The organism is Burkholderia sp. COPS, from assembly GCF_019425585.1.
Taxonomy (GTDB): domain Bacteria; phylum Pseudomonadota; class Gammaproteobacteria; order Burkholderiales; family Burkholderiaceae; genus Burkholderia; species Burkholderia cepacia.
Window position 1 is genome coordinate 415,935 of record NZ_WIXR01000009.1, and the last position, 16,106, is coordinate 432,040.

A 16,106-nucleotide genomic window follows, 5' to 3' on the forward strand; every position below is an offset into this window, starting at 1 on the left:
CGCGCCGTTGTGGGCGGGCCGGACGCGCGGTGCATCACGTCACGCCAGTTCGCCCAGGCACGCGTCGAATTGCGTGACGAGCCGGTCGACATCGTCGGCCGTCGTCTGCGGACACACGAGCATCATGTTGTGGAACGGCGTGATCAGCACGCCGCGATTCAGCAGGTACAGGTGCACGATGTGCTCGAGCTCGCTGTCGAGTTGCGCGCCGGCGATCGTGCCGTTGCGCGGCGGCACGGGTGCGAACTGGAACTCGGTGCGCGCGCCGATACGCGTCACGCACCACGGCAACCCGTGTTTCGCGATCGCCTGTTCGAGCCCCGTCGCCAGCTGCGCGGCGAGTTCGAACATGTGCGCATACGCGGCGTCGGTCGCGACTTCGGCGAGCGTCGCGCGCATCGCATGCATCGCGAGCATGTTCGCGGTGAGCGTCGTGCCGATGCCCGAATGGCCGGGCGGCGCGTTCAGCTTCGCCTGCTTCGCGCGTTCCGCGAATTCGGCGCTGAACCCGTACACCGCGCACGGCACGCCGCCCGCGATCGGTTTGCCGACCACCAGCATGTCCGCGTCGAGATCGTGCGCGACCGCGTAGCCGCCCGGGCCGCTGCTGATCGTGTGCGTCTCGTCGATCACGAGCAGCGAGCCGTAGCGGCGCGTCAGTTCGCGCGCGGCCGCCCAGAAGCCCGGGTCGGGCAGCACCATCCCGATGTTCGTCATCGCGGGCTCGGCGAGCACGCACGCCACGTCGCCATCCTTCAATGCGGCTTCGAGCGCGGCCAGGTCGTTGAATTCGACGACGCGCGTGTTCGCGAGCAGGTCGTAGGATTGCCCGAGCAGGCTGTCGCGCTGCACCGGGCGGCCGTCGACGAGATCGACGAATACGTCGTCGACCGTGCCGTGATAACAGCCGTTGAACACGACGATCGTGTTGCGGCCGGTGGCCGCGCGCGCCCAGCGCAGCACGAAGCGGTTCGCGTCGCTCGCGCTCAATGCGAATTGCCAGACCGGCAGCTTGAAGCGGCGTGCGAGTTCGCGCGATACCCATGCGGCGTCTTCGCTCGGCAGCATCGTCGTATAACCGCGCGTAGCCTGTTCGACGAGCGCGCGGGCGACCGGTTCGGGCGCATGGCCGAACATCGCGCCCGTATCGCCGAGGCAGAAATCCACGTAGCGATGGCCGTCGACGTCGGTGAACGTCGCGCCGCGCGCCTCCTTCACATACAGCGAGAACGGCGTCGACCAGTCCTGCATCCAGTGCAACGGCACGCCGAACAGCAAGTGCTCGGACGCTTCCGCGGACAGGGCGCGGGAGACCGGCATGGCTTCGGTGAACGCTTGGCGCTCGCGATCGAACAGCGCGCGGGCGCGGATGAGGTCGACTCCGTGGCAGGAAGGCAAAGGCAGCTCCTGGGCTGTGAAGAAGGAGAAACGATAGCGCGGCCGGCAGGGGGCTGAACAGAGGCGGAATTACCGAGGCGGGTTGGGGGCGGGCGGAAATTGGTGCGATCGACTCCCGTGTCCTATTTGATTCCGAGATGGCATTGGTGAATGGAATCCTGAAAGAACCGTGCAGGTTTCCATGGATTTTTAGTGGACGTTCCGTGACCTATCGTTATTGCATGCCGTGACGAGAGGAGCGCGTCGGAGCCTGATGCGTAAAGGCTGGCGATCGTATCCTGGCGGCGTACGAGATGGCATCCGCCGACTCGGCGCGTTCGCGTATGCGGCTGGGTATATCGAATTCCACGGGGATATTGCCGGCTAATTTTGGGATAAAAGAATCCCGGATTTTCCTGCGATGACGGAATCAGGTGCCCGAACGACAACCATCCGGAAAACGGAGCACTCCAATGAAGATCGGAACACATCTCACCGCACTCGTCGTATGCGGCGCATTGGCCGGCATTGCCCACGCCGGCCCGACGTCGCCGCAAGCCGTCGTCAAGCGGATCACGTTGACCGCGCACATTGGTGACAGCCTGTTCGTTTCAAGCCCGGACAACGCCGCATACGACGTGGTCGAACTGACCGCGACGGATCGCGACCAGCGGGCCCTCGGCGCAACGCTGCCGATCCGCGTACGGACGACGAATCCCGACATCAACGTCACATTGCTGCAGCCGCTAAGGCTGTCGAATGGCCGCGACGACCTGACCGACGCGAAGGTCGTGCTGGCGGGCAGCGCGGCCGACGCCGAAATTACTGCCGACGCCGCTCGCGTGCTCACGCTGGGAAAGCGTGGGCACGACGGCTTCGACGGTTATGACGAAACCCGTCGGGTGAAGGTCAGCGCGCAAGTACGGGTTGCCGGCGACGCGGCGCCAGCCAATGGACGTTACCGTGGCGACATGGTGCTGATCTTCGAGCCGGCCGCCTCCGCAGGGCGCGAGCCGGCGACGGGAACGATCGCGGCGACGGGTGAGTGAGCAATCGATCCGGTGGGCATCGCTTGGCGCGCGTTTTTCAATAAAAGTTTTTGCGCATAAATATTCACAATATCTCGTCGGGGAGGCGCCGCCAGTAGTCGGCGCCGACGAACGAGACGATCGCCGGGCAGGCATGCCGGCATGCGCATGGGCGAGAAGGGGCGAGCGTTTGCGTCCGGGCGCGGCCGGCAAACGCGATCGCCAGACCGGACGCGTCAAGCCAGCGTCTTGACCATGTGGTGTTCGTCGTAGAACCGCCCGTCGACGAACAGTGAGCGCGGTTCCGTGCCGAACCGGACGAACCCCTGCGACGCATACAGCCGCTCCGCGTTGGCATTGACCTCGTTCACGCACAGCATCAGTTGCTTGCAGCCCCACGCCTGCGCGGCATGTGCGGTCGCGCTTTCGAGCAGCGTCTGCGCGATGCCCTGCCCGCGATAGGCGGGATCGACGAACACGCCCCAGATCGTCGCCTTGTGCGCGATCTTCGCACGCGCGTCGCGGCGCACGCCGGTGATGCCGACGAGCGTATCGCCGTCGAATGCGCCGAACACGGCACGTTCGTGGGTCGGCGTGATGCGTATCGCGAATTCGTCGACCGGCACCTGCGATTCTTCGTCGGGCGTCGGCAGGAAAGATGTGGGCGCGGTGTCGACCGCACGCAGGCGAACGGTCTGGAAACGGGCGGCGTCGGCCGCGTCGAGCAGGCGAGTCGTGATCGTCATCGAGGGGATTCCGGTTGAGGGGCGTGCATGCCGGCGCGGGCCGCTATGGCCGCTATGACCGATAGGGCCACGGAATGCATCGTACTAATCCTAATAGGAATCCGGATCGCGCGTGTCGGCGTTCCGCGTTCCGCGTATCGCTCGCCGTGGCCGCGCCGTTGCCTTCAGATCGCGTCGCGCGGCCGCCGCGCGTCGCCGTCGACGCAGCACGCGAGCACCTCGGCATCGGTGTCGCCGAGGCTCAGGTACACGTGCCCGACAGCGCTGTCGAAGTACAGGCTGTCGCCGGCGCCGAGCCGGTACGCTTGGCCGTTCTCGAAGCGCAGTTCCAGCTCGCCGCTCAGCACGAACACGAACTCCTCGCCGCTGTGCCGGATGTAGTCCGCGAAGTCCGACAGCTTGCGCGCATGGATCCGCCCGCGCACGGGCACCATCCGCTTGCCGGTCAGGTCGTTCGCGAGCATCCCGTACGCATAGTTCGGCGTGTCGTAGACCATCTGCTGGCCGGCCGGCGTGAACGACGGCGTCATCGCGCCGGCGGGCGCGGGCCGGCCGAACATCGTGTCGAAGTCGAGCGCGAGCGCATGCGTGAGCGCCGCGAACTTGTCGTAGGTGAGCGCAATGTCGCCGCGCTCGGCCTTCGAAATCGTCGACACCGCGATACCGGAACGCTCGGACAGTTGCGCGAGCGTCAGGCCGCGTGACTTGCGCGCGTCGCGCAGCCGCGCGCCGACTGTCTGGTGGTCGAGTTGCGGCGCGGTGTCGGCGGGTGGCGGAACGGGAGCGGTGGATTTGGGCATGCGGATACAGGGTGCGACGTGAATACGGGTTTTGTCGTATACGAGAATAAATTTTCTCGTATATGATAATTTTCGTCGAAAGCGCCGACGGTCGGCGTGACGGCCACTCTAGCATCGGACGACGCGAAACTCGCGCGGCCGGTGCGGCCGGCTCGAACGACGGGTGCGCGACACGTGTACGAATCGTGTCCGAATCGGCACAGCTCGCCCGTGCGGCTGCGCCCCGATCCTGCGCACGCCAGCGGTCTTTCCCAGTCATTTTTCCGGCCGGTCGCGGCCGGGCCCGTGAAGGTGCAATCCATGTCCAGTGAAATCAAACGTCTGCAGACCGGCGCACGCATGAGCCAGGTCGTGATCGCGAACGGCATCGTCCATCTGGCCGGCCAGGTGCCCGATACGGCCGGCGCGCCGATCGCCGTGCAGGCGACCGAAATCCTCACGCGCATCGACGCGCTGCTCGCGTCGGCCGGCGTCGACAAGACGCGCGTGCTCACGGCCAACGTGTGGCTCAGCGACGCCGCGCATTTCGACGCGTTCAACGCGGTGTGGGACGCCTGGGTGCCGGCCGGCCACGCGCCGACCCGCGCGTGCGTGCAGGCGTTGCTGATGAAGCCCGGTCTCGACGTCGAGATCGCCGTGACCGCGCTCGCCTGACGCCGGCGCCGCCCGCCCGAGGAGCCTCCCGATGACCTACGACACGCTCGTCCTGGGCGGCGGCATGATCGGCGTATCCGTCGCCGTCCATCTGCAGCAGCGCGGCCTGTCGGTCGCGCTCGTCGACCGCAAGGCGCCCGGCAACGAGACGTCGCTCGGCAACGCCGGGCTGATCCAGCGCGAAGGCGTGTACCCGTATGCGTTTCCGCGCGGCTTCGGCACGCTGCTGAAATACGCGTGCAACCGCTCGCCCGACGTTCGCTATCACGTCGGCGCGCTGCCGAAGCTGATCCCGTTCCTGTACCGCTACTGGCGCAATTCGCATCCGGCGCGCCATGCGGAGATCGCGCGCGCTTATGCGCCGCTGATCGAACATTGCGTGACCGAGCATCGCGCGCTGATCGAAGCGTCCGGCGCCGGCGCACTGCTGCGCGAAGGCGGCTGGCTGAAGGTGTTCCGCACGGCCGCGACGCGCGATGCCGAGACGCGCGACGCCGAGCGCTGGCATGCCGAATACGGCGTGACCTTCGATGCGCTCGATGCGGCCGCGCTGCGCGACGCGGAACCGAACCTGAGCCGCGCGCTGATCGGCGCACTGCGTTACACGGGCTCCGATTCGATCAGCGATCCGAATGCACTCGTCACCGCCTATGCGCGCCGCTTCGAGCAACTCGGCGGCCGCATCCTGACCGGCGACGCGCTGACGCTGTCGGCCGCGAACGGCTGGCGCGTCGATACCGCGCAAGGCCCGGTCGACGCGCGCGCGGCGGTCGTCGCGCTCGGGCCCTGGTCGGACCTGCTGTGCGAGCGGCTCGGCTACACGCTGCCGCTCGCGGTCAAGCGCGGCTATCACATGCACTACGCGCCGCAGCCGGGCGCGCGGCTGAACCGGCCCGTGCTCGACGCCGACAGCGGCTTCCTGATCACGCCGATGACGCGCGGCATCCGCTTGACGACCGGCGTCGAGCTCGGCCATCGCGATACGCCGCCGACGCCGTCCCAGCTTGCCGCCGTCGAACCGGTCGCGCGCGAGCTGTTTCCGCTCGGCGCGCGCGTCGACGGCACGCCGTGGCTCGGCCGCCGGCCCTGCACGCCCGACATGCTGCCCGTGATCGGCGCGGCGCCGCGCCACCGCGATCTGTGGTTCGCGTTCGGGCACGCGCATCACGGCTTCACGCTCGGCCCCGTGACCGGCCGGCTGATCGCCGACCTGATGACCGGCACGCAGCCGTTCGTCGATCCGGCGCCGTTTCGCGTCGAACGTTTTCTGCACGGGCGCTGAACCGGCGTCCGTGCGCTGCAGCGGGGCGGCCGGCACACGACGCCGGCCGCTCCGTCCAGCGGCCGGCCCATCCGGCTTGCCGCGACGATCAACGACTGGAGACGACATGCAACAGCACACGATGCGGCGCGAGCTCGGCGCGCGCCAGATTTCGTTCATGGCCCTCGGCATGGCCATCGGCGTCGGCCTGTTCCTGGGCTCGGCGTCCGCGATCAAGGCAGCCGGGCCCGGCGCGCTCGTCGCGTACCTGATCGGCGGCGCGATGATCTTCCTGATCATGCGCGCGCTCGGCGAGATGGCCGTGCACCGGCCGGTATCCGGCTCGTTCGGCGCGTATGCGTTCGAATACCTCGGGCCGTACGCCGGTTACGTGGTCGGCTGGAGCTACTGGCTGCTGATGGTCGGTGTCGGCGTCGCGGAGACGACCGCCATCGGCATCTACATGGGCTTCTGGTTTCCGGAGGTGCCGCAGTGGCTGTGGGTCGTGGCGGCGATCGCCGCGATCTCGGCGTTCAACCTGCTCAACGTGAAGGTGTACGGCGAGCTGGAGTTCTGGTTCGCGATCGTGAAGGTCGTGACGATCGTGCTGATGATCGCGGGCGGCGCGCTGATCGTGTTCACGGGGATCGGCCATCACGGCGAGCCGGTCGGTCTGTCGAACCTGTGGCGGCACGGCGGCGTGTTTCCGCACGGCGTGCTCGGGGTCGTGAGCGCGCTGCCGATCGTCGCGTATTCGTTCGCGGGCGTCGAGATGATCGGCCTCACGGCCGGCGAGGCGCGCGAGCCGCAGAAGATGATCCCGCGCGCGATCAACTCGGTGCTGTGGCGCATCCTGATCTTCTACGTCGGCGCGCTGTTCATCATCATGGCGCTGTATCCGTGGCACGAGCTCGGCGAGCACGGCAGCCCGTTCGTGACGACGTTCGAATCGCTCGGGCTGCGGCAGGCGGCCGGCATCGTCAACTTCGTGGTCGTGACGGCCGCGCTGTCGAGTTTCAACTGCATCGTGTTCAGCGGCGCGCGCATGCTGTCGAGCATGGCCGGCAACGGCCTCGCGCCCGCGTCGTTCGCGGCGCTGAGCGCCAGCGGGTCGCCGTCGCGCGCGGTGCGGGCGACCGTGCTGTTCATGTCGGTCGGCGTGGTGCTGAACTACGTGATGCCCGCGCGCGTGTTCGGCTGGCTGATGTCGTTCCTGTCGTTCGACGTGGCCGTGATCTGGGCAATGATCGTGCTGACGCACATGCGGTTCCGGCGCGTGCTGGCCGCGCGCGGCGAGACGGTCGCGTTCCGCCTGCCGTACGCACCGGTCACGTCGTGGATCTGTCTCGTGTTCGTCGCGTTCGTGTTCGTGATGCTCGGCGTCGATCCGTCGACGCGCGGGTCGCTGTATGCAGGTGCGGCGGTGATGGTGGTGATGACGATCGTCTACCGGCGCTCGCGGCATCTGCAGGCGGCCGCGCGGTCGACGCGGGTCGGGCTCGGGGTCGAGCGGGTGTGACGGCCAGTCGCGCGGGCGCGGATGTCGGAGTGCGAGTGGTGGCGCGGTCGTGCGCCGGGTGCGCTGAAGGCGGATGCCGGCGCGTGCGTCATGTGCGCCGCGCCGGCACGAAGGATGAGGATGGGGTGAAGCAGGTACGCCGTCGCGCCGAACCGGCCCCGACGTCAAACGCGCGACGATGCGCCCGATCAGGTCAGGCGCACCGCATCCGAATCAATACCGCGCCAGCTGGTTGCCGTTGATCTGCACGCGATCGCCCGGCCGGAGGTTGCCCGGCGATTGCACGTCGAACGAGCGCATCGTGCCGTCGCTGACCTGCACGTCGATCCGGTAGCTGCTCGGGCCTTGCGCGGCCCCCATCTGCTGGCCGATCTGGTTGCCGGCCACCGCGCCGCCGAGCGCACCGATCACGGTCGCCGCATCGCGGCCGTGACCGCGGCCGAACTGGTTGCCCACCAGGCCGCCGACCAGCGCACCGACGACGGTGCCGGCCACGCCCGACGGGCCGACCGAACCGTTGACCGGCTGGATGTTCGAGACCGTGCCGTACTGCGTGCCGTAGCCGTTGCCGTATTGCTGCTGATTGCCGTACTGGTCATATGGCTGCGACCCGTATTGCTGCGGGTTGCCGTACTGGTCGTACGGTTGCGGCGCCTGGTTCGGATACGGCTGTTGCTGCTGCACGTAGCCCGGTTGCGAATACGCGGGCTGCGCGTAGCCGGGCGTCGCGTATTGCTGTTGCTGCGGATACCCCGGCTGCGCGCCGTAGTAACCCGGCGCGACGCAGGCGGTCAGCGGAAGCGCCGCGACGGCGACGAGCGAGGCGAACAGAACGGTCTTCGTGGAAGGCATGCGCATCATGATGATTCCTGCATCGGCAACGGGTTCGCCGACGAATGCCAGGACGGGTGGCGAACTCGGCGTGAGTATAAGGAATGGCGGGTGGCGCGTCCGGTGCGGCCGGGTAACAACGTGTAAAGTCTGTTGCCGCGTAAATCGCCGCCGGGGCGGGGCGATCGCGCAATGCCCGGCGAGGGCGGCGGCGCCCGTTCGGCAACTGCGATGACGCGGATCGACAGCGGTCCGGCGGCCCGTCCTGCGAGGCAGTCGGCCCCTCGATGCCGGCGCGCGAAACGTCGGCTTCGGCGACGTCACCCGACGGGCCGTCGGCATGCGGCCGTCGCCGACGAGATCGGACCCCGCAGCCGCACGTGGCTGGCGCGGCGTTTGCGCTGCGCATCGCGAAATCGAATGCGCGGCATCGCGACATTTAATTGGCCTCTGCCGGCGCCGTCCGATATCGTGGCCGGATTCCTTGCCAACGGTCGCGCCGGGCCGGCTGCGGTGCCTTCCCCTGTCCGCGCCGGTGACGTGCCGCGACCGCCCCACATTCCGAGCCATGACCGATCGTATCTTCATCAACGCCGTCGATGCCGGCGGCCAGCCCATCGACCTCGTCGTCCGTGACGGCCGCTTTGCCGCGATCGGCGCCGATCGTGCGGCCGCGCCCGGCGCGGAAACGATCGACCTCGACGGCCGCGTCGTGCTGCCCGGTTTCGTCGATGGTCATATCCACCTCGACAAGAGCTTCGTCGGCGATCGCTGGGTGCCGCACGAAACGGTCGGCACGCTGCGCGAGCGGCTCGCGGTCGAGAAGCGCCAGCTCGCGGCCGCGCCGCCGATCGTCGAGCGCGCGAATGCGCTGATCGCGCAGGCCGCCGCGTTCGGCACCGTCGCGATGCGCAGCCACGTCGACGTCGATGCGACGACGGGCCTGTCGAACCTGCAGGCCGTGATGGCCGCGCGCGAGCAATGGCGCGGCATCGTCGACATCGAACTCGTCGCGTTCCCGCAGGCCGGCGTCGTCACGTGCCCCGGCACCGCGGAGATCCTCGACGCAGCGGTGCGCGAGGGCGCGGACGTGGTCGGCGGGATCGACCCGACGACACTCGACGGCGACGCGGACGGCCAGCTCGACATCGTGTTCGGCATCGCCGAGAAGCGCGGCGCGAAGATCGACATCCACCTGCACGAGCCGGGCGAGACGGGCATCGCGCAACTGCTGCGGATCGCGGCGCGCACGCGCGCGGCGGGGCTCGGCGGGCGCGTGAACGTGAGCCATGCGTACGCGCTCGGCCAGGTGAGCGACGACGACGTGCGGCGCACCGCGGCGGCACTGGCCGAAGCCGGCGTGTCGATCCTGACGAATGCGCCGGGCGACTGCGCGTTTCCGCCGGTACAGCCGCTGCGCGACGCGGGCGTGCAGGTGATCGCGGGCAACGACAACATCCGCGACGCATGGTGGCCGTACGGCAACGGCGACATGCTGCAGCGCGCGATGATGGTCGGCTATCGGTCGGGCTTCTACACCGACGAAGCGCTCGGCATCGCGCTGGACATGGCGACGCATGCCGGCGCGCGCATGATCGGCAAGGAGAACTATGGAATCGCTGTCGGCTGCGACGCGACGTTCGTCGCGGTGCGTGCGCCGAATGCGGCGGCGGCCGTCGCGGGCGTGCCGGCCGAGCGCTGGGTGTTCCGCCGCGGCGAAAGCGACACGGGCGCGCCGTTCGCCCCTGCGCTGCGCTTCACGCGCTGACCGGCCTGGCCGACCTGAGCGGCGGCACGGCACGCGCCGTGCCCCGTTGCACTGACTGTACCGACCGCACTGACCGCACTGACTGACCACACCGGAACCGACATGACGAACCTGCTGATCCGCAACGTCCGCCCGAGCGCCGACGCCGCGCTCGACATCCTGATCGAAGACGATCGCATCGCGCGCATCGGCCCGTCGCTCGACGCACCCGCCGGCTGCGCGATCGAGGACGGCGCGGGGGCGCTCGCGCTGCCCGGCCTCGTCGAAGGCCATACGCACCTCGACAAGACGCACTGGGGGATGCCGTGGTATCGCAACCAGGTCGGCCCGCGCCTCGTCGACCGGATCGAGAACGAGCGCCACTATCGCGCGACGAGCGGCCACGACGCCGGCGTCGCGTCGCTCGCGCTGGCGCGTGCATTCCTCGCGGCCGGCACGACGCGTATCCGCACGCACGTCGACATCGATACCGAAGCCGGGCTGCGGCATCTGCACGGCGTGCTCGCGACACGCGAGACGCTGCGCGGGCAGGTTGAAATCCAGATCGTCGCGTTTCCTCAATCGGGCGTGCTCAAGCGGCCGGGCACCGACGCACTGCTGTCCGACGCGCTCACCGCCGGCGCCGATCTGCTCGGCGGGCTCGACCCGTGCGCGATCGAAGGCGATCCGGTCGAGGCGGTGGACGTGCTGTTCGCGATCGCCGAACGCCATGGCCGCGGGCTCGACCTCCACCTGCACGAGCGCGGCTCGATGGGCGCGTATTCGCTTGACCTGATCCTGCAGCGCACGGCGGCGCACGGCATGCAGGGCAAGGTGACGATCAGCCACGGGTTCTGTCTGGGCGATATCGCCGAACGCGAGCGCGATGCGCTGCTTGCCCGGATGGCGGCACTCGGCGTCGGGCTCGTCACGACCGCGCCGGCGGCGGTGCCCGTGCCGCCGGTGGCCGCGTGCCGTGCGGCGGGCGTGACGGTCATCGGCGGCAACGACGGCGTGCGCGATACGTGGACGCCGTACGGGTCGCCCGACATGCTCGAACGCGCGATGCTGATCGGCATGCGCAACGATTTCCGCCGCGACGACGCGCTCGAGGTCGCGCTCGACTGCGTGACGCACGGCGCGGCGCGCGGTTGCGGCTTCGACGGTTACGGGCTGCAGCCGGGCAGCCGCGCGGACGTCGTGCTGGTCGACGCGCTGACGTTCGCCGAGGCCGTCGTCGCACGGCCGGTGCGTCGGCTCGTCGTGTCGTCGGGGAAGATCGTGGCGCGTAACGGCGCGCTGGTCTGAGTGAAACCCGGGTGAAGCATCGCCCCGGTATGATCCGGTTTTCAGCCGGATTTCCCGGGAGAAGACGATGCGACGCACGACCGCGGCACGGGCCGCACGATGGATGGCGGCGGCCCTGTTCGCCGTGAGTGCCGCGCATGCGGTGGCGGCCGGGCCGACGGACGCGCGAACGGACGCGCAGCAGGAAGCGAACCGGCGCACGGTGCTCGCGTTCTACGAAAAAGGCCTGAACGAGAAGGATGCCGACGCCGCACTCGCGTATGTCGGCGATCGTTACGTGCAGCACAATCCGAACGCGGCCGACGGCCGCGACGGCTTCCGCCAGTTCGTCGCGTTCCTGCGCGACAGGTATCCGCGGTCGCACAGCGAGATCAAGCGCTCGTTCGTCGACGGCGACTACGTGATCCTGCACGTGCACGCGGTGCGCGAACCCGGCACGCGCGGCAGCGCGATCATGGACATCTTCCGGCTCGAGAACGGCAAGATCGTCGAGCACTGGGACGTCAATCAACCCGTGCCCGAGCAGGCCGCGAACGGTAACACGATGTTCTGACGGGGATCGGGCGCGCGGACGTGCCGACGCGCCCGCGAGCGCGTCGCATCGGCCGTGCCGGCGGCGTCGCGGCGTCCGCCCGCTTGCCGCATCCGGCTTTCTCTTTCCTACTGCTCCTCGTGCTCCAGCATGGCCGCGAGCGCCTTCGTCAGTTCGCTGACCATCGGGTCGGCCGTCGGCCGATGCAGGATCGCGATGTCCATGTGTTCGATCGGCGCGAAACCCTCCTTCGCGGTCAGCACGACGTGTTCGTCCGTCACCACGCGCGCGGGCAGCACGCTGATGCCGAGCCCGTCGGCGACGGCGGCCTGGATGCCGCTCAGGCTCGACGTCGTGAAGCTGATCCGCCAGCGGCGGCCGCGCTCCTCGATCGCCTTGATCATGTCGTCGCGATAGAGCCCGCGCGGCGGAAACACGACGATCGGCACCGGGTCGAGATCGATCGACGGATGCGCGGCGCTGTCGATCCAGCGCAGCTTCTCGGGCCAGCGCACGACGGCCTCGCGGCTGTCGCGGCGCTGCTTGATCAGTACGAGGTCGAGTTCGCCGCGGTCGTATGCGGCGCTGATGTCGCGGCTCAGCCCGCACATCACCTCGAGCTTCACTTGCGGATGCTCGCGCTTGAATGCCGCGAGCGCATGCGTCGTGCGGCCCGCCGCGAAATCGTCGGGCACGCCGAGCCGGATCGTCAGCGCGACCGTCGCACCCGACAGCGCTTCCAGCATCTCGTCGTTCAACGCGAGCATGCGCCGCGCATAGCTGAGCACCGTCACGCCCGCGTCGGTCGGCCGCACGTCGCGCGTGCCGCGGTCGAGCAGGCGATGCCCGGCGATTTCCTCGAGCCGGCGCACCTTCTGGCTGACCGTCGACTGCGTCGAGTGCAGGCGCGCGGACGCCGTCGTGAAGCTGCCGCAGTCGGCGACCATCACGAGCGCGCGCAGCAGGTCGATGTCGAACAGGGGTCTATTCATTTCTGCACTTCTGTGGATTCGAGCATTTCATTTCCAAATGCGTGCGACGACTTTTAACATGGCCGGATGCCGTGGGCAATCGCGGTTTCGCCGGACCCGGCGCGGCGTCGGGTGGCGCCACGGGGGCGCGTGATGCATCGCATCGGCCGTGCTTCGGCGTGCGCGGCAGGCCAGGAGGACACTGGATGTTTTTCAAACGGATCGCAATCGTCGGCTCGTTTGCGTTGACCACGCTCACGTCGGCCGTGGCCGCCGCCGACGGCGGCGCGCTCGAGGGCAGGTTGCGCAGCGCGGCCGACCGGGGCGACGTGGGCGAACTGCGGCTGCTGCTCGAACGCGGCGCGCAGATCGATTCGCGCGACGGGCAGGGGCGCACCGCGCTGCTGATCGCGACACACGGCAATCGCGTCGAGGCGGCGCGCGTGCTGATCGACGCGGGCGCGGACGTCAACGCGAAGGACGCGATCCAGGACAGCCCGTATTTGTATGCCGGTGCGCGCGGTTATCTCGACATCCTGCGGCTGACGCTCGCGCACGGCGCGGACCTGCGCAGCACGAACCGCTATCGCGGCACCGCGCTGATTCCGGCGGCGGAGCGCGGCCATGTGGAGACGGTGCGCACGCTGATCGACGCGGGCGTGAACGTCGACCACGTGAACCGGCTCGGCTGGACTGCGCTGCTGGAGGCGATCATGCTCGGCGACGGCAGCGAGCGTTATGTGCGGATCGTGCAGTTGCTCGTCGACGGGCACGCGAACGTCAATCTGGCGGACTCGAACGGTGTGACGCCGCTGCAGCATGCGCGGCGGCGCGGGTATGCGGCGATCGAGCGGGTGCTGGTGGGGGCGGGGGCGCGGTAACGCTTAGCGGCGGCGTGACTTTTGTTCGGGCGTGCCGCCGGGAAGTTTGCGCAGGAATGCTTCGGCCAGTTCGACGCAATAGTCGAACGACGGCGTGTAGCCGAGTGTCTGGATGTCGTCGAAACGCGACTTGACGAAGGTACGATGCTCGTTGAGCAGACGCAAAAACGTATCGCGATGTCGAACGAGAAATGCCCCTGCTTGCATCAGGCTGTCCGGTTCTCGCTCGATGACCAGACACAAATCGAACAGGTCCCGCGCGGTCGGGCGATCGCCACGGTGCCACATTTTCTTGGCGACGATTTCCGCGGAAGTCTCGACCTTGACGACGTGATCCATCAGCATCCATTCGTCGTAGCCGGGAGACATTAGATTTCGGGAGACTACGAAGTCGATTTCGCCGTCGGGCAGTACCAGTTTCACGAAACCAGCATGTTCTTCGTAGTCCGTCGTGATGTCGGATGCGGCGTCGCTGATGCGGGGATTCACGTACCCGAGATATTGTGGGTCGGGTACAAAGATGTCGACGTCCTTGCTCACGCGATGGCCATGGCGCAGCATGAGAACCGTGCCTCCGCCGAACGTCCAGAACGGATTCGACGTGCCGTGCTTGCGTATCTCGTCAACCAGCGTCACTGCGTGACGAAAAAGGCCTTGCCACGGGCCGTCAGGCAACGCGGATGGTGCGGTCATGCCCATACCTCCCGATACAGGTGAAGATCCTTCGACCATGCCGCGAGGTTTTTCCAGATGGTCCGAAGCGGGGTGCCCGAGCGTTCGGCGGCTTCCTCTGCCGCCTTCACCACGACAGGTAACGGCACCTCGTCGAGGATGACGGAGAACTGTGACTCGTATCCTTCCGGAATGTGTCCAGTGGTCAACGCGTCGGCCAGCAGGCGTTCGGTCAATTCACCCTTGTAGCTGACGTTCGCGCTCACGACGGCCTTGTAGAGGCCGTTATGGGCCTGTCGCGGCAATGCCAGAAGTTCGATGCCGAGCACGCTGAGCAACGGGATCAGCTTGTTGATTCCGAGATCCTTGACTTTGCCGGCTTCGAGCTGGTTGACGGTGAACCGAGACAGCCCGGCGAGCTTGGCAAGCTGGGCCTGCGTGAGATCGAGTTCCGCCCTCCGTCTCGCAACGGCCTGACCGATTTCATAGAGTTGCACGTTGACCTCCCGGCGCAGATTCAATACGCTTGAATGTAAAGTATATCTTACATGTCCGGATGGCTTATTGTCTCTGAGAACGCCTGGGGCGGTATAGGACGCATCGCCAACGCCACTGGATCGGGATCGGGCGATACCTGTATAGACATCGCTATTTCTCGGATATCCGGAAAAACACGCTCTGTTGCTGGTGTGCGTCTCGCAGGGTAAACACCCGAAAACCGCGAAAATCCTCGCCATTCAGGCTTGTTTCGCGCGCGATCTCTGTCGTCTCGCTTCCACCCGGCCTTAAGCCGCCCATCCCGTCTTCCCCCGCTTGCGCTCAAAAATTGAGCGGTCTAGACTGCATCGCAGTTTCATCGAAGTCCCAGTCGTTCGCGCACCGCCCCCCACCGGACGCCGGCGCTTGCGCGCCGCGTCGAGACCATCAAGGACACGCCATGAACCGCACTGCAAAGCTTCTCGTTACCGCGCTGGCGTTCGCGCCGCTCGTGTCGTTCGCGCAGGACACGTCGACGATCCGCTGGGGCATCGACCCCACGTATCCGCCGTTCGAGGCGAAGCAGCCCGACGGCTCGCTCGCCGGCTTCGACATCGACCTGCGCAATGCGATCTGCGAGCAGCTGCGTGCGAAGTGCGTCTGGGTCGAGCAGGGCTTCGACGGGATGATTCCGGCGCTGCGCGCGCGCAAGTTCGACGTGATCATGTCCGCGATGACGGCCACCGACGAGCGGCTCAAGCAGATCGACTTCTCGAACAAGCTGTATGCGTCGCCGGGTGCGCTCGTCGCGCCGGTCGGTTCGAAGCTGCTGCCGACCGCCGCGTCGCTTGCGGGCAAGCGCGTCGGGATCGACCAGGGCACGACGCAGGAGGCGTACGCGAAAGCCGAATGGGCGACCAGGGGCGTGACGATCGTCTCGTACCAGAACCAGGACCAGGTGTACCAGGATCTCGTCAACGGCCGCCTCGACGCGACCTTCCAGGACAAGACGCAGGCCGGCTATTCGTTCCTGAAGACGCCGCGCGGCAAGGGCTATGCGTTCGCGGGCCCCGACGTGACCGACGTGCGGATCACCGGCTACGGCGTCGCGATGGGCGTGCGCAAGGGCGACGACGCGATGAAGAAGCGGCTGAACGACGCGATCGTCGCGATCCGCGCGAACGGTACGTACCAGAAGATCGCCGCGAAATATTTCGACTTCGACATCTACGGTGCGAAGCAGCAGCTGACTTCGGCACCGTGATTCGGTGACTCCGCAATTCATTCAATCGACAGGCACAC

At 67.6% G+C, this 16,106-nt stretch carries 16 protein-coding genes; 9 read left to right on the forward strand and 7 right to left on the reverse strand.

Going from position 1 to position 16,106, the window contains the following annotated elements:
- Positions 1-39: 39 nt before the first annotated feature.
- Positions 40-1,398, reverse strand: coding sequence for an aspartate aminotransferase family protein (locus tag FOZ70_RS07775; protein WP_219705421.1), 1,359 nt, complete (start codon positions 1,396-1,398; stop codon positions 40-42).
- A gap of 413 nt (positions 1,399-1,811) precedes the next feature.
- Between FOZ70_RS07775 and FOZ70_RS07780 the strand changes: the two genes are divergently transcribed.
- On the forward strand, positions 1,812-2,426 hold the full coding sequence (locus FOZ70_RS07780; protein WP_230964587.1) for a hypothetical protein: 615 nt from the start codon (positions 1,812-1,814) through the stop codon (positions 2,424-2,426).
- A 215-nt stretch (positions 2,427-2,641) separates the two neighbouring features.
- Here FOZ70_RS07780 and FOZ70_RS07785 read toward each other — a convergent pair whose 3' ends face one another.
- Together FOZ70_RS07785 and FOZ70_RS07790 are read right to left on the reverse strand one after the other, a co-directional pair.
- Complete coding sequence (locus FOZ70_RS07785; protein ID WP_059487666.1) at positions 2,642-3,151, reverse strand: GNAT family N-acetyltransferase; 510 nt, start codon at positions 3,149-3,151, stop codon at positions 2,642-2,644.
- Between the two features lie 164 nt (positions 3,152-3,315).
- Positions 3,316-3,951 (reverse strand): XRE family transcriptional regulator, encoded by a 636-nt coding sequence (locus tag FOZ70_RS07790; RefSeq protein WP_219705424.1) that lies wholly within the window; start codon positions 3,949-3,951, stop codon positions 3,316-3,318.
- A gap of 300 nt (positions 3,952-4,251) precedes the next feature.
- On the opposite strand from FOZ70_RS07790, the gene FOZ70_RS07795 reads away from it, so the two are divergent.
- The 3 genes from FOZ70_RS07795 to FOZ70_RS07805 all read left to right on the forward strand — a co-directional run bounded on the left by FOZ70_RS07795 (position 4,252) and on the right by FOZ70_RS07805 (position 7,385).
- Entirely contained in the window at positions 4,252-4,605 is a 354-nt protein-coding gene (locus tag FOZ70_RS07795) for a RidA family protein (protein ID WP_042974203.1), read from the forward strand.
- A 31-nt stretch (positions 4,606-4,636) separates the two neighbouring features.
- Complete coding sequence (locus FOZ70_RS07800; protein ID WP_021158651.1) at positions 4,637-5,887, forward strand: FAD-binding oxidoreductase; 1,251 nt, start codon at positions 4,637-4,639, stop codon at positions 5,885-5,887.
- 106 nt (positions 5,888-5,993) lie between these two features.
- On the forward strand, positions 5,994-7,385 hold the full coding sequence (locus FOZ70_RS07805; RefSeq protein WP_021158652.1) for an amino acid permease: 1,392 nt from the start codon (positions 5,994-5,996) through the stop codon (positions 7,383-7,385).
- A gap of 213 nt (positions 7,386-7,598) precedes the next feature.
- Here the strand turns inward: FOZ70_RS07805 and FOZ70_RS07810 are convergent, their stop codons facing one another.
- Complete coding sequence (locus FOZ70_RS07810) at positions 7,599-8,246, reverse strand: glycine zipper 2TM domain-containing protein (RefSeq protein ID WP_021158654.1); 648 nt, start codon at positions 8,244-8,246, stop codon at positions 7,599-7,601.
- Positions 8,247-8,784: 538 nt separating this feature from the next.
- Here FOZ70_RS07810 and FOZ70_RS07815 point away from each other — a divergent pair.
- From FOZ70_RS07815 to FOZ70_RS07825, 3 genes are all read left to right on the forward strand, one after another.
- Positions 8,785-9,984 carry an amidohydrolase family protein gene (locus FOZ70_RS07815; protein ID WP_219705427.1) on the forward strand — a complete coding sequence of 400 codons (1,200 nt, stop codon included), beginning with the start codon at positions 8,785-8,787 and terminating at the stop codon, positions 9,982-9,984.
- Positions 9,985-10,086: 102 nt separating this feature from the next.
- Complete coding sequence (locus tag FOZ70_RS07820) at positions 10,087-11,271, forward strand: amidohydrolase family protein (RefSeq protein ID WP_219705430.1); 1,185 nt, start codon at positions 10,087-10,089, stop codon at positions 11,269-11,271.
- A 67-nt stretch (positions 11,272-11,338) separates the two neighbouring features.
- A complete protein-coding gene (locus FOZ70_RS07825; protein WP_153490385.1) occupies positions 11,339-11,824 on the forward strand; it encodes a nuclear transport factor 2 family protein in 486 nt (161 codons plus the stop codon).
- A 107-nt stretch (positions 11,825-11,931) separates the two neighbouring features.
- On the opposite strand, the gene FOZ70_RS07830 is transcribed toward FOZ70_RS07825, so the two are convergent.
- Entirely contained in the window at positions 11,932-12,795 is an 864-nt protein-coding gene (locus FOZ70_RS07830) for a LysR family transcriptional regulator (RefSeq protein WP_021158656.1), read from the reverse strand.
- A gap of 185 nt (positions 12,796-12,980) precedes the next feature.
- Here FOZ70_RS07830 and FOZ70_RS07835 point away from each other — a divergent pair, with 185 nt between their 5' ends.
- Positions 12,981-13,655, forward strand: coding sequence for an ankyrin repeat domain-containing protein (locus FOZ70_RS07835; RefSeq protein WP_021158657.1), 675 nt, complete (start codon positions 12,981-12,983; stop codon positions 13,653-13,655).
- Positions 13,656-13,658: 3 nt separating this feature from the next.
- Here FOZ70_RS07835 and FOZ70_RS07840 read toward each other — a convergent pair whose 3' ends face one another.
- Both FOZ70_RS07840 and FOZ70_RS07845 read right to left on the reverse strand, forming a co-directional pair.
- A complete protein-coding gene (locus FOZ70_RS07840) occupies positions 13,659-14,348 on the reverse strand; it encodes a nucleotidyl transferase AbiEii/AbiGii toxin family protein (RefSeq protein WP_021158658.1) in 690 nt (229 codons plus the stop codon).
- A complete protein-coding gene (locus FOZ70_RS07845) occupies positions 14,345-14,824 on the reverse strand; it encodes a helix-turn-helix domain-containing protein (protein WP_021158659.1) in 480 nt (159 codons plus the stop codon). Before FOZ70_RS07845 ends, FOZ70_RS07840 begins: the two co-directional genes overlap by 4 nt.
- A 440-nt stretch (positions 14,825-15,264) precedes the next feature.
- On the opposite strand from FOZ70_RS07845, the gene FOZ70_RS07850 reads away from it, so the two are divergent.
- Positions 15,265-16,068 carry an ABC transporter substrate-binding protein gene (locus FOZ70_RS07850; RefSeq protein WP_048023756.1) on the forward strand — a complete coding sequence of 268 codons (804 nt, stop codon included), beginning with the start codon at positions 15,265-15,267 and terminating at the stop codon, positions 16,066-16,068.
- The last annotated feature ends 38 nt before the right edge of the window (positions 16,069-16,106 follow it).